Genomic DNA, 24,638 nt, shown 5'->3' with positions numbered 1-24,638 from the left:
ATGATTGTTTGGGTGCGTTTTACTGACGCACCGTCTCACTTACGTGTCATCCTCCCACCAGGGATTATGGCTGACTTCTTCTGTGTCTTGTGTCACCTTTTCGCCAACGACAGCTTCAGGAACAAGCACATCGCCGAGAACATTTACCCGTTTCAGCTTGGGAGATGCTGTCGGCTGTCGTTCTTTGCCAGACTCCGTTTGCGGCCAATTTTCTATAACGACATGGGCATTGGTGCCACCGTCGGCAAAAGAGTTGAGCGCAACAACAAGTGGCGAGGTTTCTCTCCATGCACTCGCTTGGCGACAGAAATAAAACGGTGAAGCATCTATGTTGTAATGTGTCAAGGGCATTTGCCCAGATAAAAAGGGTACCTGTTGCTGGTGCTGCAGCATACACACCAGTTTGATAAAGCCGGCAATACCTTCAGCACATAATGGATGCCCAATATTGGGCTTGATGGAACCCAAGCTGCAAGGTGCTTTATTTTCGCTGCGATAAACCGCTTCAATAGCTTTAAGCTCCAGCAAATCAGTCACCTCAGAGCCAGAACCGTTAGCTTCAATATGGGCAATGTCTTGCGGCTGTTTGCCACTTTGCACCAGGGCGCGTTGCATGACTTCTTTTAGCGCTTTGATATTTGGCGTTGCAGGTCCTGCTGTGCGACCGTCGTTATTGATTGCCAAACCTTTGATGACGGCGTAAATGCGATCGCCATCTTGTTGCGCCTGCTCTAGGGTTTTTAACAACACCAGCCCCACCCCTTCACCTAAGGTTATGCCGGAAGCCCGTTGGTCGAAAATATGAAACGAAGACCCCTGGTTCAACAGATTGCGCTGCTGAAATATACGATGTGCATTTTCGTTGACCAGGAGACTGACACCTCCGACCACCGCTGAGTCGATTTCGCCAGTGAGCAGGGACTGGATGGCAAAATTCATTCCCACTAGTGCCGAGGAGCAGGCAGTATCAATAACAAGACTTGGCCCTTTCAAATCAAAAAACTGCGAGACATGAGTGGCTAGATAATTCTGAGCAGCTACAATCGGATTTCTGGCTTGATAAAGATCGGATGCATCGACACGATGTTGACTGCGGGCACCTAAGTAAACCCCCGTAGCTCCGCCCTTTATCTCTTCTAATGTATAACCCGCGTGATAAAACAGGTTTAGACTTTCTTCCAACACCAAAAGCGCTTGGGGGTCCATAACCTTCGCATCTTCTTGGGGAATCAGGAAAAAGGCGGGGTCAAAATGACTGATATTATCGATTAAGCCCGCATAAAAGGGCGTCGGACTGGACCAGCGATCCGCCGGAACAGGACGGATAGAATTTTTGCCTTCTGATAGTAAAGCCCAATACTCATCCAGATTTTTCGCCCCTGGAAAACGACAGGACATACCAACCACGGCGATATCCAATGCCTTCTTCGATAAAGATCTAGGTAAAGCGCTGCCAGAACGAGGTTGGCTTGTTTGGGGGGGTGGGGATATTTGAACGGCGTGTTCGCTATTTTTCTGCTCAACTTTTTGCTCGACTTTCTGCTCCACTTTATTCTGGGTTTTCGCTTTTAAAGCAGGTGCCTGTGCGCTATCCAGCCAGGACGCCAGCGAATTTAACGACGAGTACTCGTATAAGGTGGAAGGAGCCATTGGTTCAACAAGTTGTTGATTTATTTTGCTTGCAAGTTGAGCAAGCCAGATAGAATCCAAACCATAGTCTGCAAAGGATTTGTCCAAATCCAGTTTTTGGGCAGCGATCCCCAGTTCCTGGGAAAATAGATTGATTAAACCATCCAGAGTCAACTTGCTGGAAGCGCTGCTTTGTGTAGAGGTTTCTACGCTCACTGGCATCTGGTGGTTTTGACTCAATACTTGGGAATCACTCACTCGCCTGCTCTGATGCTTCATCAGTTGTTGTGGATTCCACAATGCAGAATGGACAACGGCAGGTAGAACGACAGGGCCGATTTTGTGGGAAAGTATATCATCTAACTGTTGCAGCCCTTCGCGATCGCTTTGACGGAGCAAACCCGTCTCGTTATATGCCCTGCTGTTCGCGGCACCCATCCCAGTTTCCTGCCAGCTCGGCCACTGAATACTAACCAGCACGCCAGCCGTTGCTTCTGCCACATAATCCATATAAGTATTGGCCATTGCATAGTCACTCTGTCCGCTTGCCAAACTGGGAATAATTGCCGACACAGAGGAAAACAAGACGGCGAATTTTAAGGGTTGCTGTTTGCATTGCATCAACAGCGATTGAAGTCCTGCCACTTTAGGTTCTAACACCCGTGCCACGCCTGCTATCGACTTGCGAACAAAGGCGGGGTTTTCTGAATCCACTATTCCAGCACAATGAAGAAGACCGGCGATCGGTCCAAAGTTCGCTGTTATTTCGCGCAGGCTTTCTTGCACGGCTGCTGTATCACTTAAAGTCAGCGACAATACCTGCACCTTGACACCCTGCGCCTCCAGCGATTGAATAGCGTGTATCTTTTGCTTCACCTTGTCACTTTGCGGAGCAGCCCACTGTGTACGCGGCGGCAGTGCTGAGCGTCCTGTTAGCACCAAACGTTTCACCCCGTAGCGCTCGACAAAATGCTGAGCGCATAAAAGCCCCAAACCGCCTGTTCCTCCAGTAATTAATAGCACTTCTTCCTCAGCAAACTGAAGTTCTGTGCTTTGTCTTTTTGTCGCTTTTAGCAAAGACTCTGCCAAATACGCACGATAGCGTTTTCCATCTCGGTAACAAATTTCACAGTTCTCGTCGTTCAGCAAAAACTCACGAGCAATTTGTTCTGCCAAAGCTGCTGTCTTAAGACGGGGATCGGTATCGACATGGCGGGATTGCACGTGGGTATACTCGCTTTGCAGCATGCGGTAAAGCCCTACACGAGATGCACCCGATAAATTCACCTCGCTGTTTTGAAAGGACTCTAAGCCTTGGGTGACACCAAGCAGCGTCAGACCAGTTTTGGCTCCTTTTTCGATGGTGCGCTGGAGCCACAGCATCCAGTCAAGGGAATCTAGGGCTTTTTCGCCTTTCCCACAACCCAACAAATCTATGCAGCCGCCATATTCATTCCAATCTGTGTCACTTTGTTCCAGTTGTGACTTGATGTCATCAAGTTCAATTATATGGCTGTTGGGAAGTTCCTCTTCCAGCAGAGTCGCTAGTAATCGAGTTTCCTGGGTGCTTAGAAGCGCAATTTTTCCCGTCGCTGTTTTTTGGCGTTCTGGTTCATCGGGTTGTGGCTCATCAAGCACCCACTGCTTTTGCAGATAACAAATGCTTCGTGATGCACTATCTTCAGTTGCATTTTGCTTGTTATCGAAGATGCTGTTATCAAATCCCTCGCGATCGAACCAATAATACTCTTTGGCAAAGGGATAGGTGGGAAGACTAATACGTCGCGGTTTGCGCTTGGTATAGAATCTCTCCCAATCAATGGGGAAACCTTTAACCCACAGATTTAACAGTTTACTTATTTTCTTTGATGCAATCCATTCGTCAATTATGGTGGAAAATTCTTCCTCAAGGGCAAAATCTGACAGTAAGTCCCGATCCTGTCTTATATGCCCGCGATAAAGCGAGGAAATATTTTCCTGCCCCTCAACAAAGGATTTTAGTTTTTTCTCAAGTTCTTCTAGGCTGCTCACAATAAGTGCCAGACGCTCTTCCATTGCCTCGCGTCCCGTCTGAAGAGTGTATGCGATTTCTTCCAGACGGGGCGGCTTGGTTTCGGTCTCGGCAATTAAAAAGCGCCTTAAATTGTCGGCCATTTTCAGGAGTTGCTCGGTATTTTTTGCCGACAACACGATCGCTACGGGTTCGTTAGCATCCTCCTCAGGATACTCCTCGCCATACTTCTCAGCATACTCTTCGACAATCAAATGTGCATTCGAGCCGCCAGCACCAAAAGAGGAAATGCCCGCTCGTCTTGGGTATTCCTTAACCTCGCCGTTCATTTCCACAAGGGGTCTTTTCCATTCTGAAAGAGTCCGCTGTACCACAAAGGGCGTTTTCTCGAAAGCAATATTGGGGTTTAAGTCGTCTGTGTGCAAAGTCGGAGCAAGCTGGCAGTGCTTGAGTTGCAGGAGAATTTTGCACAGCCCCGCTATACCCGATGCGGCTTCCAAGTGTCCCAAATTAGATTTTGCAGAACCTATCGCGCAAAAACCAGTATCGGCAGTTTCTTTTTTAAAGGCTTGGGTCAAGCCGGTAATTTCTATTGGATCGCCTAATTCTGTTCCTGTCCCGTGGGCTTCTATATAGCTGATGCTACGCGCATCAATGCCTCCCTTGTTGAGTGTTTGGCGAATCAAATCTGCTTGTGCATTTGGGTTGGGCACGGTGTAACCATTGGTTTTTCCGCCGTGATTAACATGGCTTGCGCGAATAACGGCGTAGATATTGTCGCGATCGCGAATGGCTTCAGACAGTGGTTTCAGTAAAACGACTCCCACGCCCTCGCCGGGAACAAAACCGTTGCCGCCCTTACCGAAGGCTTTGCACTTGCCGTCTTTCGATAACATACGCAGCGCACACATCTGCACGTAAGTGGAGGGGTGCAGGTATAAGTTGACACCGCCTGCTAAGGCAAGTTTGCAGTCTTTACGACGTAAATGTTCGCAAGCTTCGCGAATAGCGATTAATGACGATGAGCACATCGTATCAATCGATAGACTCGGACCTTGCAGATTTAAAAAGTATGACGTGCGGTTGGCAACCGAGCTGAAGGAGGTGTGTGGAAAAGCTTGTTCGCCGCGCTTCCATAACTCAGGTCCATACAAGTCAAAGCCAGTTTTGGTGATGCCTGCAAACACACCGACTTGCTGTTGATATATCTCGCGTAAAGTGTCGCGGGTGTAGCCTGCGTCTTCCAGTGCCTCCCAAGACGCTTGGAGAAATAAGCGTTCCTGCGGATCGATACTTAGGACATCACGCGGGGGAATGCCAAAAAACAGAGGATCGAAATCCGCAAAGCTTTCCAGAAAACCGCCCCATTTACTATAACTTTTTCTCTGAGCGATCGCTTCGTCGGCGTCCTCAACAAAAAAGCCGTCCAATGACCAGCGATTGGCGGGGATTTCGCCAACGCAGTCTTTTCCGGCTTGCAGGTTTTGCCAATAAGCTTGCAGTGTATCTGCTTGTGAAAAGTGAGCGCTTACACCAATAATCGCGATCGCTTCCTGAACCTGCGGGTTTTGCGTTTGCACCCAGGCAGAACCCGCAGTTTCATTTAGCACTTCGGGTAAAAGACTTTCGGGTACAGAGGGTTCTGCGATCGCAGTCTCAGTCTCAGTCTCAATCTCAGTCTTAAGCCCAGTCCAAACCATGCACTCTAGGGGGTATTCATCAACCAGGTAGGTAACCAGCGCGTGGGATGTTTGGTACTCGAAAAACAAGGTTTTTGAGATTTCTGGAAAAACCTTTGCCAGTTCCTGATTCAATTGCGTAATCATCACGGAGTCTATACCGTAACGCTCAAACGCATCATGGGTTTTAATCCGATCTGGTGCTAAACCGAAAACCTCTCCCAAAAGAGCTTTGAGTTGAACTAAAGTTTTTTCCTGAAGGCGCTGTTTTTCTACCTGTGTTAGGGTGCGATCGCGATCGTCTTGTTTTACATGAGCCATTGGCCGATCTGATGCTTTTTCCGCCGATGGTTGTAACAACCACTTTCTCAGAGTGGGGAGATCGCCTCCTGCCACTAAAATCTGACTCTCTCCCGAGGCTAACCCCTTGACCAATGCCCGAACACCGTGCGCTGTATCGATTGTCCCCAGCCCCACGCTCTGCTTCATAGCTGAAATGCTGTGAGCGTCCAGTTGCATACCGCCCGCTTGCCAAAGCGGCCAATTAATGGAAAGTGTTTGCCCGCATCGTTGTCCGGCTTTGACCAGATCGTTACGATAGGTTGAAAAGTTATCCATAAAGGCATTGGCGGTGGAATAATCAGCCTGTCCCGCATTGCCCATTGTACCTGCAATTGAAGAAAACAACACAAAGAAATCAAGATTCAAATCAATGCTTGCTGTGTCCAAATGAATGACACCCGCCACTTTCGGGGCTAGTACCGCCTGGAACTCAGCCGATGTTTTTTTGATAATAAAATTATCCCGCGCAATCCCCGCACAATGCAGAATTCCATTCAGCGAGCCATATTCTTTGATAATGCGTTGAATGAGGGCGTCAACATCGTTTTTATTGCTAATATCAGCCTGCCAGTACTCTACTCTTGCGCCAAGTGTTTGTAGCCTATGAGAAAAATATTTTTTCTTTTCCAAACTTAAGTGCGATCGCCCGCTCAAGATCAGAGTAGAACTTTGTGTTTGACTGGCAATTTCTTCAGCAAAAATTAAGCCCAAACCACCAGCACCACCAGTTATTAAATAAACACCACCTTCTCTCCAAGGCATTTTACAGGCGCGATCGGGAACGACAAGCTCTTTCCATGCAAGCACTGTACGCTGCCCTCGCTCGTAGGAAATTTGTTTATCTTCAGGGCATCGACTATTTTCACGGAGCTTGTTTATCAAACTACTTTCCGTCTCAGAGGCAGTAACTTCAATCAGCTGCCCCAACACTTTTGGATTTTCTAGTTGAGCCGTTTTCAGCATACCGGAAATAGCCGACAAACATTGTTGGTTTGCCTGGGGCACAACACATTGAATTAAAATTTTACCCCGAATTTTACTAACAAGAATTCCCTGAATCGTTTCAAAAGTTTGGGTAAAACTATCTTGATAAATTTTTTCTAAACCCGCACCACTAGATAAAGTATTGGGACATAAATGCACGCATTCAACATCCGGCATTTTAGCTTGTATACCCGATGCAGAGATATGCTCTATACCATATAAAAAGACCAAATGCCGGGAATACTCAAATGATTCGACAGTTCTGGCAACGGGTTTTTCCTTCCAGTACGGGCAGCAGATTAAGGTTTCTGCCGAAGATAAAGGCATAGCCCCGTCACCACCAGGCGCTTGTTTTGCTTCTCCATCTTGACTTGCGCCATCCCGATTTGCACCAAAATACTCGCGGGCGAAAGGATAGGTTGGCAAACCAGCTAACCGACGGAATTGTCCGGGTTGATAAAAAGCACTCCAATCCACCGAAGCACCTTGTTCCCATAACTGGGCAAGTTTATCCACTTTCTGAGTGGATATCAAGCTTTGAAGAAATGCTTTTTCTTCCTCACTGTCTCCAAAACCTGGCTTTTCGCTATTTCCTGTTGCTTTTCCTCCATCTTCAAGCCATTGCGCCAGTTGTTGTATCAGCGCCTGCCGATTGTTAGCAATGAGGGCTAAACGATAAGTAAACGCTTCCCTTCCAACTTGAAAAGTATAGAGGAAATGCTCAAAGTCAATGGTAGAAATCTCCTCAAGATAGCCCTTCACATTCCGTGCATACTGTTGCAACCCTTGCTCGGTTTCAGCAGAAAGAAGGAAAACCTTGGGTATAAATACGTTGGCATTTTCCTCTAGTTGGGGAATATATTCTTCCAACACCAGGTGTGCATTGGTGCCACTAAAACCAAAGGAACTGACTGCTGCCAGACGGGAACCCCGTGAATTTTGCGGCCAGGGTTTTAGCTTGGTGTTAACGTAGACAGGGCTGTTTTCAAAATCAATGTGTTTGTTAGCCTCGTTAAAGTGGATCGACGGCGGCAGTTGCTGATGCTTCATACTCAGCAGGACTTTAATAACACCCAACACGCCTGACGCTGCAGTTGTATGACCTACATTAGCTTTTAACGAACCAATGGCACAGAATTTCTGTTTTGAGGTAAAGGCTTGAAAACTTCTACTCAGGGCATGAATCTCAATGGGGTCGCCCAGTTTGGTAGACGTTCCATGAGCCTCAATATATTGTAAGTCTTCAATATGAATGTTGGCTTTTTTGTAGACTGAAATTTCCAGCTCGCTTTGGGAAAGGAAACTGGGTACAGTTATGCCAGCAGTTTGTCCGTCCTGGTTAATACCACAGCTGCGGATAATGCCATAAATTGAATCGCCATCGCGCTCAGCGTCCTGCAACCGCTTGAGAATAACAACACCAACTCCGTCACCAACGACAATTCCATCAGCAGCGTTATCAAAGGGACGGCATTGTCCGCTTGGGGAAAGCATACCCGCATTGTGCATCGAAAGAAAGGTGCTGGGATGCTGATAAAGGGTTACACCTCCGGTGATGGCAAGATTAATTTCACCACTTTTTAATGCTCGGCTGGCAACATCAATGGCAACCAGGGAAGAAGAACAGGCCGTATTGAGAGTCAGTGCAGGACCTTTTAAGTCCAAGAAATATGCTATGCGTGCTGACAGGATACTCGTCTCTGAACCCAGCATATCAAGATGGGACAAACCCTTGCCCGGTGAAGAGCTTCCCATCGCGCCTATATAAGTTCCTACGGCTTGTTTCTTTAATGAGGAAGGGTTGTAACCCGCGTCTTCCAAGGCTCGGTAACATTCTTCCAAAAGCACCCGGTGGGTTGCGTCCATTGCATCGGCTTCTTTAGGCGAGATATGGAAAAACAGCGGGTCAAAATAATCTATCTCTGGGAGGATGCCATAGCGGATAGAAAAAGTTTCCGAACAATGGGCAGCAATATACTCAAGCCATTGAGGATTTTTTAAGTCTTGGATACAATCTTTACCTTGGCTCACGATGTGCCAGAATTGCTCTCTATCTTTGGCACCAGCACAGCGACAGGAGATCCCGATAATAGCAATATCATCATTTGTTACCGATGCTTTTTTTTCTACAAGTGCAGCGGTTTCTTGAATTAGATCGGCACATTTTTGAACTGGCACTGACGCTTTTTGAGCTATATCCTGTTCGGTAGCATAACCATAATAAAAATTTCTTGATTCCTCAGCGCCTTTGCGTCTTTGCGTGAGTTTTTCAGGGTCTATAAGCGGACATGATATTACGGGTACAACGGGTTTTTTCTTTAACTCAACCTTAATGTACCCAACTAAATCCTCCAAACTATGGCACTCAAAGACCACACTGGTGGGCAAATGCAGGTCAAACTCTGTGTTAATGGCTTCCAGTAATTCGACTGCGTTCACGGAATTGATTCCTAATTCCGTAAGTTGAAACCGCTCTATGGCTTCGAGTTCCCGTGTTTCAAAACCCAAGATTTTAACAAAAATGTCCTTTAGGGTGCTTTTGAGTTGTTCCGAGTCATGGACGCTTTTCTCAAGAGTCGGGGGTTGTGGAATTTCCACAGGTTTGTTCTCACGCAGCTTAGCCATTTTGAGCCCCCCAGTTGGAGGATAGGGAATATGCCCGATACGCAGCATTTCATCTAAAGCTTGGGCATAGGGTGTTTGATTGGCGATTTTCCAGGCATTATGCTCGCGCCGTTCTTGTTCGCTGCGCCCGATATCTCTTTTCAGTCTTAACAAACAATAAGTAATCCAGCCCTTTTCCAAGGATATGGCTTGATTGGCATAGTTGCGATAGCTATCCTGGCTGACTTTTGGCAGGTGTTTGGTATGTTCGGCGTGTTCGGGATCGTAGAGATAGTTGGAAATTTCGGTTGATGCATCAATAATTTCATCAATAATCAAACCGTGTTCCGATAACAAGTCAATCCACTGCTGCTGAGTGGGGATACTAATCTCCACACTGGGGTCGATAATACTGCCTCGCAGGTTACCGATATAATCCATCAACAAAATTGCTCCGCGATCGCTAAGGGCGTCTGCCATCTTTTGAAACAGGGCATTTTTGTCGCGAATATGAAAGGTGACTTCGACACCGAGGATAATATCGCAGTTGTCAGGGAACTTATCTTTTGAACTATCTTTGTGATAAATTCGCGCACGAGAACCCAAATTCATATTCTCAATACGCCGATTTCCCAGGATAGCTTGAGATTCAGTAATGGTAAAACCGTGGGTTTGTATGTGAGGATAAAGCGCGGCAATCTGAATAACATCCGTACCATGACCGCAACCAATGTCAAGGAAAGTACGAACGCGATCGAAATCCTCGCGGCAGAATAGAACCTGACGCACCTCGCGCTGTTTTTCCTTAATCATTTCCAGTTCTTCTGGATACTTTTCCGCATTCATGGCAATACGAGTCATGGAGAAGCCAGGAATTCTTTTAGGGAAAGCGCCAAAAGACAAATACTCTTCCTGAAATTCTTTGTCACAGTCTCGTGACATTCGGGTGTAAAATTCAACAGCCTTATTTTCAATCTGGCTTCCATTCTGGCGATCGCCGTCGCTTTTTTCCATACTGCGTTCGCTCTCTGAATTTTCCCATTCTGGCTGTTCGCTGTCATGACGAATCCAGCAAGTTCTCGTTGCAAAAGGATAAGTCGGCAAGCCACTGAGTCTGCCCAAAGTCTTTCCACCATGCCATTCATCCCACGGAATGGTATTGCCTAGCACCCATAGTGCAGCAATCTCGCGAGCATTATTGGCATCACCCTCTTTTATCCGCGCTGCTACCGCCTCTGGGTTCCTGATTTTCCCCCGAGTCACATCACCGTAAAAACCTACCTCACCCAGTTCGCGGGTTTCAAGCCAGCGCGTTAGATGCTCCTCAATTTCCACCGGCTGTTTAACCACAAAGGCGAGACGACACGCCATGCTTTCCCGTCCTACCTGCAGGGTGTAAGCTAGGGCTGATAAATCAAGGCTTTGATTATTTTTAAGGTAAACCTGCCAGTCCCGAACGTATTGTTCCAGGCGTTCTTCATTTTTCGCCGATAAAATAAAAAGCACTGGTTCCTGCGTATTGTTAGCAGGCTTTGTATTAGCCCGGTATTCTTCGAGAATGATGTAAGCATTCACCCCGCCTGCACCGATGTTCATCACCCCTGCTCTTCGCGGTACTTCTGTACCATCCACGCGAACGGGTTTCCATTCACTGATGTCTTGCTGTAACTCAAAGGGCAGTCGAGCGAAATCAATGCTGGAACTGAGTTCTCTCGAACGCAATGTAGGCACTAGGGTTTTGTGTTTTAATGATAAAACCACTTTGGTGAGTTGCGACATTCCCGACGCCGATTCGCAGTGACCGATATTGGGTTTGACTGAACCGATGCGATAGGTTCCCTCAACATTGTTGCGATCGCTAAACACTTCAGTCAATGCAGTGGCTTCTATAGCATCCCCCATGTCCGAACCTTGTGCTGCTGCTTCGATATAGCTGATGCTTCGCGCATCAATACCACTGTGTTGCAGTGCCTGACGAATAACAGCTGCTTTTGGTCCGGGGTTAGGAGTTTTATAACCATTTGTCCTACCATCGTGATTGACCGCACTTCCCCGAATCAGAGCATAAATGCTATCCCCATCTTTAAGCGCCTGCTTGTAAGATTTGAGGATGACGACCCCAACTCCTTCTCCAGGAACAAAGCCATCGCCATCTTTTTCAAACGCGGCACAGGTTGAACCTTTGGAAACAAATTGTCCCAAAGAAAGTTCGAGATAGGAAGAGGGGTGTAGGTATAAATTTACGCCTCCAACCACAGCCATATCCCCCTTGCCACTGCGAATATATTCACAAGCCTCATGTATGGCGACTAAAGAAGAGGAGCACATCGTATCGACGGGGAAACTCGGTCCTTGGAGGTTGAGGAAATAGGAAACCCGGTTCACCAGAGAGGCAAAGGATGTCGCGGGGAACTCCATTTGACGAGCGCCGTTTTGATGGTTCTGCCCGACTTCCGTGCGGTATAAATTAAAGCCTTGTTTTGTTATGCCCGCAAAAACACCGATTCTTTGGCGCAAATCAACGGGCAGGTTGGAGGGTGAATATCCGGCGTCTTCCAGTGCCTTCCAACTTTCTTGCAGGAATATGCGTTCCTGGGGATCGATATTTTCCGCCTCCCGTGGGGTCATGTTAAAGAACATGGGGTCAAAGCGATCGCAGTCCTCTAAAAACCCACCCCATTTACTATAACTCTTGCCTAACTTCACAGCCTCATTGGGATCGGCATGATAATGACGCCGCCAATCCCAACGCTGGCTGGGAATTTCGCTAATGCATTGTTCGCCGTTCTTCAGATTCTGCCAAAACTCTGCCACTGTTTTGGCTTTTGGATAACGACCACTTAACCCGATAATGGCAATAGGTTGTTGTGCTGCATCATTCAGCACCTGTGGGGAGTTGTCGTTAGAATGCTTGCTTTTTACGGGCTCGGTTTTTACAGATCCGACTTTTACATCAGAAGTCGCAAGGGAGGCATTTAGCCCAGTCCATTTCAGACAAGCATCACTATAAGTAACGGCTAAGTGGTGCGCGACATCTCCTAAGGTTTGGAATTCATAAAACAGCGTTTTAGAGACAGAGCCTAGCCCCTCGGTTAACTTTTGATTCAACTGGGCGATCGCGATCGAGTCAATACCATAACTTTCCAACGGCTCTTCCGCATCGACTCTGTCCAAAGGTAACTTATTCATTTCGGCAAATAAAGCTTTTAATTTGCCGAGAGTTTTTTCTTGCAGTTCCCCCGAATTCAATGCAGCCCCAGCATCCCCAGCTTCAGACAAAACTGTTTTTTCTGGCAAGTCCACAAAGAATTGTTTGAGTTTAGCTACATCGCCCCCCAGAACCATCACCCGATCGCGATCGCTGGCAAAGGCTTGATACAAGGCACGAATGCCAACCGAGGTAGGCATGGCAAGCAACCCGATACTTTGCGCCATCATTTTCTCAGTCGCTTCATCAACCCGCATACCACCTTCCTGCCATAGGGGCCAATTTATGGATAAAGCTCGCCCCTGACGCTGATGGGAATCCAAGAGATGATTTCGGTACTGTGCATAGGCATCCATAAAGGCGTTGGCGCAGGCATAATCCGCCTGTCCGATGTTACCAATAGCACCCGCTACTGACGAACAGAAAAAGAAAAAGTCCAACGGCTGGTTCTTAGTTGCCTCATCGAGATTCACCAAGCCCATGACTTTGGACGCAAGCACTTTGTCTAACTCTTGCGGCGTCTTTTTAATAATAAAGTTATCGTGAATCACACCAGCGGCGTGAATAATACCGTTGAGATGCCCGAAATCTTTGTTAATATCCTCAATTAATTTCGCAACGCCCTGCGAGTCGCAAACGTTCACCTGCCGATATTCAACGTGTGTACGACTTTGCACGCAGAACTCCTGTAGGGTTTGCAGCACCTGTCGCTTTGTCTCGTCAAGGGGCGAACGACCGGTCAGAATAATTGTTCCACCGCAAATCTGTTGGGCAATTTCCTTACTGAAAAGTAGCCCTACACCACCCAGCCCTCCGGTAATCAGGTACTTCCCTTTTTCCTTCCAAGGAATACTTACTTTATCGCTAGAAATAGGTATTTCTTTCCATCTGGCAATCTGACGTTTTCCGTTGCGATATTCGATACGTTGCTCTAAGGGCGATCGAGTATTGGTTTTTAGTTTGGCGACAATATTTTCCGCACTGTCATTCGCTGTGACGCTTAAAAGCTGGCAAACCAGGTTTGGGTTTTCCAGGTGAGCCGTCATCAGCAAACCAGCAAGACCGGCAAAAAGCTGATGTTCGGGCAAGTCACGAATGACTAACTGGAGTAAGGTTTGTGTTTCTTGTTTGCTTTTGAGAATCTGTTGAATTTCTGTAAATAGCAGCGACACATAGCACTGGAAACGTTCGGCGATATTCTTCGATGGCGATCGAAGAACGAGACAATCCACCGTTTCCATCCTGCTGGTGATACTTTCCCGCGTCATTCCATCGGGTTCGCAAAGAACAACCAGATGTCTGCTGAACTGGGCGATCGAACCTGAATTTTCAACGGTTTGCTCTACCCAACAGGGTTCAAGCAAAAGCGTTTCAAAGGTTGCAGGGCTTGTTTCAGAAGCAGTGGTTTTCTGGGTAGTCTCGACAACGGTTTGCTGGGCAGTGCTTTGCTGTTCGGGCTTCCAATAACGTTCCCGTGCAAAAGGATAGGTTGGGACATGAATTTTACGTGCTGCGACTTCGCTATAAAGTACCGACCAGTCGATGTTCATGCCCTGTACCCAGGCGGCGGCAACTTTTTCAAGTTTTCCTTTTTCCAGCCATTGGGCGATGATTTGCTGGGACTCATCATCAGCAAAAACATTGTTATTTTTGCTGTGTCCGACTCGCCCATACCAACTCAAATCGTTTAAAGTCTCGTCTTTCGCAAAAGCTTTTAATTGTGCGATTAAATCCGGGATATTCTTAACCAGGAATATGCAGCGTTCTCGCATCGCTTCGCGTCCAAGCTGGAGGGTAAACGCTAAATCAATGAGGCTGATTTCTTCACTTGTCATTCCACGTAAACATCTATTCTCTAAAAACATCGCTAATTTTTCAGCATAAGCCTTAAGGCATTCGGGCGTTTTGGCAGACAGTGGAATCAGGACTGAATCAGCTTCGACTTTCTCCTGCGATCCCGACTGATACTCCCGAACTACAAGGTGAACATTCGTACCACTATGGCCAAAAGAATTCAGTGCTGCAATTAAGGGTTCGCCCTTGCTCCTCCATTCCGTATGCTGAGTATTGATATAAAACGCCGAATTTTCCAATTCGATCGCTGGATTGAGTTCTTCAAAATGCAGCAGTTTGGGCAGTTGATGATGGCGCATGGACAATAAAATTTTTATTAAACCAATAACGCCAGAAGCAGCGCCGGTATGGCCAATGTGGGATTTTGCACTGCCTAGCGCACAGAATTGCGTCTTATCGGTAAACTGTTTAAAAGCCCGCTTCAACGCATTAGCCTCGACCGTATCCCCCAGTCGCGTGCCGGTTCCATGAGCTTCAACATAACTAATAGTTTCTGGGTTTATGTGATATTGCCGATAAATAGAAGTCACCAGTTCTTCTTGCGACAAACCACTGGGAGCCGTAATACCATTGCTTGCACCATCCTGATTTGCACCAGAGGCTTGAATGACACCATAAATCGGGTCTTTGTCTCTGATGGCATCGTTAAGTCGTTTTAACACGACGACACCGACACCTTCGGATAACACCGTACCATCACAGGATTTATCAAAAGTACGACAGCGGCCACTGGTACTCAGCATTTCGATCTGTGACAGTGTAACGAGCGCTTTTTCTTGCATAACGGCGAAAACTCCGCCCGCCAGTGCCATCGAGGACTCTCCACTGCGTAAACTTTCGCAGCCTAAATGGATGGCCAAAGCAGAAGACGAGCAACCCGTATTGACTACCAAAGCGGGCCCTTTGAGGTTGAGATAGTAGGATAAGCGGGAGGCAACAATGGCGTCGGAAGAACCAGTAAAGGTTTCGTGGACATAGTCGGTGGGTTCGGCACCAATAAATACGCTAACCCGAGAGTTTTCTAAGTCTTTGGGATTGTAGCCTGCATCTTCTAGCGCTTTCCAGCTCTCGCTCAGAATGAGACGCTGATGGGGGTTCATCGACTCAGCTTCCCTAGGGGTGATGTTGAAAAATAGCGGGTCAAAACAATCTCGCTCCTCTAAAATGCCGCCCCATTTACAATAGGTTTTTCCCGCTTGTTTGTGCGGGCTAAACAAATCCGGGTTGAGATAATTGGCGGATAACTCAGTAACACCATCATGCCCCCGAATCAGGTTTTGCCAAAATGTATCTACGTCTTTGGCTTCGGGAAACTGCCCTGACATACCAATAACGGCAATCTCTTGGCAAATTTCTGCCTTGCGATGGTCAGATGCCATTTTAGACACCGGGTTTTCTGGTTTATTTTCTGGTTTATTTTCTGGCTGACTGTCTACCGTCGTTTCTACCTTTGTTTCTGTGTATGTGCCTGTATTCTTTGTGCTTATGTCCTTATCAACCGACGGCACTCTATTTTTTTGCAGTTCGTTTTGAATTTTTTCTGCATGGGTATCTACCAGATAATGGCTGAGACGCGTAATGTTTGTGTAATCAAACAAAATAGCGGTATTCAGGGTAATTCCGAACGTCTTAGCAAGTTGGTCAATAAAACCAATGCCAAGAATGGAATCAATACCATAGTCAGAAAAGGACACCTGCAGGTCAATACTCGCTTGCGCCATATCTAAAGTTTCGGCAAGATATTTCAGAATGACCTCACTGGCGTATTCCCGAAGTGTTTCGGAAGATATCTCCTGCACGGGCTGCCTTTGTACTATAGATTGTACTACACTTGGCATTACAGGCTGCTCTTGAGTCAAAGGCACTTCCTGTACCACAGGTATCGCAGATTGAGCGGATGATTCGACCTCCTTTGGCGATCGCTCTCTGTTTCGCTTGACAAGACCGTCACTTTCTGCTACCAATACTTGCTGACCCAATTCACAGGCAGCTTGCGCTGGCAAAAAGGTCGAGGTAAATCCTTCTTCTTTTAAAATCCTCAGCCAACATTCAAGCTCGATCAGCGGAGAACCTGGGATGCGTAACTCTTCATCTTGGTAAAGCCACCAGCCATCTAACAAACCAAAGGTTAAAGTGCCGATAATGGATTTTTCAACCACTTCATTTATCAATAACAGACCGTGACGTTTCAAAGCTGTTTTGGTATGGCGAAGTGTTTGCCTGATATTTTTTGTCGCATGTAATACGTTGGTAGCGATGACAAGATCGTAAGTACCAGGCTCTATTCCCTGAGGCTCTAGCGCTTGTTCGATATTGAGCTGCTTGTAATCCAGATAGGAATAATACGGACCATAAGTTTTTTGTGCGTGTATTAAAAAGGCTTTAGAAAGGTCAGTATAACAATATTCGTCTATAGCATACTGAACCGGGCGCAGTTGCGGTAAGACCAATGCAGTGGTTCCCCCGGTACCTGCACCTATTTCCAAAATCCGAATCCTTGTTTGGGGATCTACCTGAATCCGCTGACGAATATAAGCTTCGGCGCTTTTCGCAACAAAGGTATTAAAATAGTCGGATAGCGAATTCCTTTGGTACATATTTTCTACTTTTTCCATTGACGATTTTGGAAAAAGAATATCTGTAGCCTGAATGCTACCACGTAGAATTTGCGGCAGGTTTCTCAGACAGCTATCCAATAAATCGATAGCGGTTTTCTTTTCCGGCTGGTTGAGGAATGAGTTTCGGTAGTTGTCCCAGCCCTGCCAGAGTTGATTCGCCTCGTCTATTTTGATATTGGTAGCGACTTCAACCCGTTCGCCTTCACACTTGACATAGCCATAGCTTTCCAGCAGCCCCAAGCAGCACTCGCGCCACCAGCGTCCGTATTTTTCTATCACCCCGGCTTGTTTTTGCCAATGGGTACTTTCTTTCTGCTCGCCGCCGATTAAAAATATCCCAAGTTGTCGTATTTGTAAAAACAACAGACGCACCAGCCAGTCGTTAAGTTCGTTTCTGAAATCTTTATCCAAAAGACGTGCTATGTCTGTCTCCTCACCTGCATCTTTATCTGCTTCATTCTTGTTGAAAAGAAGGTGAATAAAAGAATTCGCGTCGGGTTTGTTAAGGGTAATTATCTGCTTTGGATCGCAACCCATTAATCCCTCTACGGCTTTTGAGGCACCCAAACAAAGCACTTGTTTTACAAGCCCTGTGCCGAGCATGGGTACAAATTCATCAAAAAATTGGCAGCCCTCATTATCGGAGATTAAATCATAGTGACCTGCCAAACGCTTCTCGGTCTCGGTTCCTGCCAGTGATGCCCGCCAGTAGCCCCAATTAATAATACCTACAGGAAAGGCTGCACTGCTGTCGATGGAATGTACGAAGGTATCAGCGCTGGTGATTCCTGCTGCGTATCCCGCACTATCACGAGAGGACAAAAATGAAAAGGCTTGAACCGATGAGAAATAACACATAAAATCCAAGGGTTCATTTTTGAATGCCTCATAAAAATAAGGCGCACCTTTTTTCTTGGTATCTAAGACCTCATTAAAGTCTACCTCGCTGGTCTGTGCTATGGAGTTATCAAACTTAAATACGAGTGCGGAGAAAATAGCACCATTGATACGAGGATAATGCTGTTTGATTTTTTCGACAGCCTGAACCATTGACGAGCGATCGGTGACATCAGCTTGAATGTAAAGTGGGACACTCCTTTCGTCCATTGCACCGAACGCCTGTAGTTTTTCCTGCACGGCAGAAGATGTCAGCGGACGACGCCCCAGCCAAACCACTTTTGCCTGATATTTTTCTATGAGATAGCGGGTAATAATCGTGCCAACGGTTCCCGCTCCTCCCATCAAAACATAGACGCCGCCAGTTTTTAAACCCGCTGCCTGTGGCTTCAACCCTTGCAAAGCCTGCCAATCAAGCTTGAAGAAACGCTGCTTGTAGCGCAAGCCTGCCTGCAACTTAGTCACCTCACCTCTATCCGACGGGGGTTCGCTTAATATTATACCTGGTAGGGATCGCTGTTTTTCCGCACTAACCAGATCTTCCCGAGACAAGTCAATGTTTCTCACCCGGAAACGGTGGTCGCCTTGTGCCACCGAATACCCGAGACCGCTAATACCACCATCGTTGGGGCTAGTTACGCTGTTATCTACGCGGTAGTTATCCACGCTTAGGATGGTGGTATCGATAAAGGCATTGTTCTGCAGGCGTTGTTTAAGTGCTTTGACAAGCCGCAACAACTGAATTTCAGTTTCTTGCGTGCTGCCTTGGGAACCATCAGCACAAAGAAAGTAAACGCTATCGATTGTCTGTGAATACCCTTGCAGGCAGGTCTGAAAACCTTGAGGGGCATTCACGTCGCAGTACCATTTATGTTCTGATACTTGTTTGGTTTCAAGCCCTAATTGAATCTCGATCGCCTGTGATGCACACTGCTGCTGGAAGAAGTGTGCCAGCGTTTTTTCAAATTGCGATGCGGATTCAAAGTAAACTAGCAAAACAACCTGACTTGCTTTTATCTCAGTTTTGATTTGTGTTTGCTGCTCCCATTTTAAAAGATAGCTAAGTTCCTTGAGTGGTTTTTGCTCATTGACTGTTTTTCTTTGCGGCTCAGCAACAGATATTTCGGTAGGAACCTGCTCGTCATCTGACTGTGGAGAGAAATCCAACCAGAAATGCTGTTGGGAAAACGGATAGCCAGGAAGATTAATACGACGTGGAGGTGTATCGCCATACAGCGTAGACCAGGGAATATCATAGCCCTGACAATAAAAATCGGCTAAACCCAAGAGGTTTTCCCGGTACAAGTTCTCATCGCCGGACGAGAGGCGAATTTTTTGAAGTAATTCATTGATATAATTCCGGATGACCTTTTGACCGTTAAATTCGGTAGGCACTTTACCCTGAAAGATATTGGGTTTCTTATCTGGATGCCCTGACTGTGTCCAACTGTAAATAGCATCAGCGACATCCTGAACCACGATCGCCAGACGGTATTGAAAGTGGTGGCGACCTTCAAACAAGGTATAACTGATATCGTCTAGTGTGACATTATCCCCAAGCCCCTCTTGCAAGAACTGAATCATGGCTTTGACTCTGAGTTGCAGCGCTTCTTCAGTTTTTGCTGACAAAACAAGCAGCGAATAAGGTGGGGTTACGCGCTGTTCTTTTTTGCTGAGTCGGTAACTCTGAACGAGCATATGGGCATTTGTGCCACTCATCCCAAAAGCACTCACCGCGCCAATGCGCTTTTTACCTGGTAAATCGTGCCAGGGCTGATTTGTCGTATTAACATAGAGAAGACTTTTATCCCACGAAATAAAATCGTTTGGCTGAGCAAAATTCAGGCTTTTAGGCAGGGTTTCATGACGAAGCGCCTGCACCAAGCTGACAAGACTGACAAGACCCGAAGCCGAAAAAGTATGGCCAAAATTGGTCTTGCTGGAACTGATAGCGCAGGGGTGTTCGCTGCCCTTAAAGACTTCGCTAAGTGCGTTGATCTCGACCGGATCGCCTAACTTGGTACCGGTACCGTGAGTCACAATGTAATCAATATTCTGCGGGCTAACCCTGGCTCGTCGATAAACATCCTTAACCAACTCGGTTTGGGAAACGCCGCTGGGTGCAGTGATGCCATTGGTTTTTCCATCATAGTTAACGCCGCTACCCAATATCAACGCATGAATGGGATCGCCGTCAGCAAGCGCCCGACTTAAGCGCTTAAGCACAACCACCACCACTGCTTCACCAGGTACTAAGCCATTAGCACGGCGATCGAAGGCATAACAGCGACCATCATTGGACAGCATACCTGCTTGCGCCATGCCGATATAGCCATAGGGAGTGAGCATAAGATTCACGCCCGCCACTATTGCCGTATCGCATTCGCGCTGCCGCAAACTCAAGCAAGCTTGATGGGCCGCCACTAGGGAGGAGGAACACGCGGTATTAATCGTCATTGTTGGCCCTTTCAAATTTAAGAAATAGGCCAGACGGGCAGCTAGAATACCCGAGTGATTGGAGGTGATGTTGCCCTCTTTGACGCGCAGATAATAATCCCCTTCTTCAGCGCCGACAAAAGTGCCAATTTTTTGGTTATTAATATGATGCGGTCCGTATCCAGCATTTTCCAAAGCATTCCAGGACTCTTGTAACAGGTGCCGTTGGCGGGGATCTATGTTTGGCGCTTCTCGCGGGGAAATCTGGAAAAACAGTGGGTCGAATTCTGCAACGCCAGGAATACAGGCGCACCATTTTCCGTTGGTTTTGTTGGCGTCCTGACTTGGGTCTCCATAATACCTGCGCCAGTCAAAATAATTTTGGGGAATTTCTTCTACCGCACATTTGCCCTCTGCCAGAATATTCCACATTTGTTCGATATCGTAGGCTTTGGGAAATCTGCCACTCATGCCAATAATGGCGATGGGTTCTTCGTTTATCGCGTCATCCGTTGTTTGCGATCGCACTTCTTCGGACAAGCTTTGGATAGAATCGCTTTCTTCAGGCAAGCTTTCGCTAAAAGCGTTTTCTTGAGCGGGAACCTCCGCTAAATGCACTTCTGTTTTCCCCTGCTCCTGATAAAAGGCTTGGATAAAGTCGCTATGTTCGCTTAAAAAATACTGCGTCAGCTGCTCCAGAGTCGAATACCCAAAAAACAGGGCGGGTGTTATTTCAAGTTGATAATGCTCGCTGAGGCGCGTGGCAAAGCTCAATAAGCTAATTGAATCAAAACCAAAATCAGCTAAGTTGGTTTCTCGCTCGAGCTGTTCCCAAGGCACTTTGAGTTGTTGGGCGATAATATTTCTTAAATCCCATAATACCGACTCTTCCAGACTTAAGCCTCTTAGCTCTGGCCGCATCAATACTTGATTCACAGGTGATGGCTTCACAGGTGATTGCTCGAGTGATGGATTTAAGGGGGCTTGAGTCAGCCCTAAAAAGCCATAAATCCGGCTTGGCTGCCCGACCAATACCAAATGCTGTGTTTTGTTTTGGCTGAGGATTTTATCCAAAACCGCCAGACCTTCCTGAGTTTCCAGAGCACGCTGACCGCTGGAGCGCAAATACATCTTAGTATTTTCGTCTGTATTAAAGCCCATTCCGCCTTCCTGCCACAGCGGCCAATTGATTGCCAGCGCCTTACCTTGGCGCATACCTTGCTGTTGCAATTGATTGCGATAGGTGGCATAGGCCATTTGAAAACGATTGCCAATGGCGTAGTCGCAAGTCCCAAAGTCCCCCAATATAGCCGCAGAAGAGGAAAAATAGCAGACAAAATCAAGTGGCTCATCAAGGCACAAATCGTCAAGCAGCAACGTTCCCGCAATTTTAGGGCTAAGCACCTTTTGAAAGGCGTCGATATTTTTGTCGAGGATAGTTGCACTGCCTGCAATCCCAGCGATATGAAAAATACCGTGTATGTCGCCAAAGCGGTTTTTAGCCCGGTCAATGCCATTTCTCATGGCTACCGAATCGGATACATCTGCTTGAATATATTCAATCTTTGCTCCCAGTTTTTCCAGTCGCGTTAGTTTGCTCTGTATCTTTTCATCCAGAGGCGATCGCCCTGTCAGAATTAAATTAACGGCTTTGCCCGGTACAGAGGTAGGTTGCTTAAAATGTTGTGCCAGGTGTTGTGCAACCAAAAAACCCAAGCCCCCACAGCCACCGGTAATTAGGTAAGTACCACCAGGTTTGATTGCCGATGCTACAGAAGCGCCCTGGGTTGCCAGCATGGTTTCTTGAATCTGACAGACGTAGCGTCGCTGCTTTTGTATCAGCACCGTCTGGGCTTTAGGCGTTTTAAGTTCAGAGAAAATGCGTTGACTCCATTCTGCCATAGAGATAGTTTGACCTTGCCCTGCATTTTCCTGATAGAGCCCAGCAACCTGAATTCCAGGCATAATTAGCTTTAAAGAGCGTTCAAAGCCAAGCCAGGATTCAAGATAACAACGCTCCAGGGCAGTAGCAAAAGAAGCCACAAGCAAGAACCGGGAAGGTTTTAGCGTGCTGTTGGCTAATGCCTGCAAAATATGAACGATGGCGGATGGATCGTACAAGCAACGCGAATCCTCAGTCGGCCATAGATAAAGCAGCGCGTCTACTTTGCCGTGATTCTGACCAATGTCTGTAAAAACTTCACGATAGCTCTGGATATCGGTCGGGTCAACCGTATAAGTATGAGACGAGTGTTTTGCATAAGCATCACCTCGGGCAATGAAAATAACATTAATTATCGGGTCAATGGCTTGCATTGCCTCAAGCATTGCCTGCTGATTTTCTGACTTGGAAAGAAAATAAATAACGTTTTTGTAGCTGACAGAATTAAAAGCGTCGCTCAAAGGCTTCTCCTGCCAAACTTCCTCAAAAGTCATTAGCTCGGTGCTTGGTTCGATGTGAGCGGTGACAGTCTCTCCTTTTACCTTCTCTGTTGTGAAATTCTCTGCCTTTGCTTCTACAACTTCATCCAACCAATAACTTTCTCTGGCAAAAGGATAGCTGGGCAGCGAGATGCGGCGGGGACGGTTTTCACCATAGAGTAAATTCCAGTCCAAGCCCGTGCCAACCACCCATAATGCGGCTAGCTTGCGGTAATCCTGTTGCTTGAAAATGGCGTCGATAAAGGCTTGTCCGGCATCACCCTCCAAAAGCAAATCGTTTCTGTCGCCTGTCGATTTAACCTTACCCCGGTATAAATCCTGACTATTTGCCTTGCCGTCAAGAAAATCGGTCAGGCATTTTACCACATCAGTCACACTGTTGGCAACAAAAGCCAAACGCTCTGACATTGCCTGTCTGCCAACCTGAAGCGTGTAAGCCACATCTGCAAGCTGCAACTGGCTATCTTTACTCAAGCCATGTCTGTTCAGATAAGCCCTTAGATTGCCAGCCAAATTTTTGAGACACGCCTCATTTCTTGCCGACAATACAATAAGTGCAGGACTCTGGTGTCCGGCAGTGCTCGTTCTGGTGTCAACAAACTCTTCCACCACCATATGTGCGTTAGTGCCACTGTAGCCAAAGGAACTCACAGCCGCACGTCGTACACTGACCTTATTATCCGACCAATCTTTTACCTGGGTATTGACATAAAAAGGAGTTTGTGAAAACTCAATGTTTTCGTTGGGCTCGTTATAATTTAGGGATGGTACAAGTTTTTTATTTTTTAAACACAGCAAGGACTTAATTAATCCGCATACACCAGCAGCAGTGGTGGTATGCCCGATATTAGTTTTTACCGAGCCTATGGCACAGTACTGTGTTTGGGTGGTGAATGTTTTATAGGCGGCAGCAAGGGCGTTGACTTCTATCGGGTCACCTAGTTGCGTGCCGGTACCATGAGCTTCAATATAGCCAATTGTATTGGGATCTATTTGGAATTTGCGGTATACCGACTCAATTAATGCGGTTTGAGACGGACCATTCGGTGCCATGATACCATTGGTTTTGCCGTCCTGGTTAATAGCCGAACCAATAATTAAACCATATATTGAATCCCCGTCGGCTAATGCTGAGGACAGAGGTTTGAGAACGACAACGCCAACCGCTTCGCCAAGAACAAAACCATTAGCCTCGCGATCGAATGCTCTGCATACGCCGTCGGGAGATAACATCCCGGCACCTTTCAAACCGATGTGTAAAGCAGAACCAATCAGCGTGGAAGCACCGCCAGCCAAAGCCATGTCACTCTGCCCGGAACGAAGGTGTTCGCAGGCAAGATGAACAGCAACCAGAGACGAGGAACAGGCGGTGTTAATGGGAATGCTCGGCCCTTTCAAATCTAGAAAATATGAGACTCTTGCGGGTAATATGGCTTCGCTATTGGTCATTGCATAGGGCACATAACCCGCACGCTCGCCTTCTTTTACACCATAGTTTGTTGCAGAGCAGCCAACAAAAACAGCGCATGAAGTGCCCTCTAACGATCGCGGATTATATCCGGCATCTTCCAAAGCAGACCAAGCCTGCTGTAGAAATAGCCTTTGTGCCGGGTCCATCCACTGCGCCTCTTGAGGAGAAATGGCAAAAAACAGCGGATCGAATTCGGCAATATTATCCATGAATCCGCCTTGCCGCTGGGAGGTATCCAGCCCGCCAGGTAAATCATTCACTGACTCCCGTTGCCAGCGATCGCGTGAAATCCGGGACACGGAATTTTTACCTGCCACCAGGTTGTCCCAGAACTTATGTACATTATCAGCACCGGGCACGCAGGCAGACATTCCTATCACAGCAATCGGTTCCTGGTGTGTTTGTAAAGTGCCTTGAGGTGTTTGAGGCTTGCTTTGAGTTTTTTGATCGGAATCATCTGGCG

General features: G+C 47.0%; 1 protein-coding gene. It reads right to left on the bottom strand.

The features are described 5' to 3' along the window. Window positions 1–39: 39 nt before the first annotated feature. Window positions 40–24,555 (bottom strand): SDR family NAD(P)-dependent oxidoreductase, encoded by a 24,516-nt coding sequence (locus tag F7734_RS04835; protein ID WP_155743631.1) that lies wholly within the window; start codon window positions 24,553–24,555, stop codon window positions 40–42. Window positions 24,556–24,638 lie beyond the last annotated feature (83 nt).

This window comes from Scytonema sp. UIC 10036 (assembly GCF_009725235.1).
Note: the sequence above shows the minus strand (reverse complement) of the source record. Positions and strands in the feature narration are given on the sequence as shown.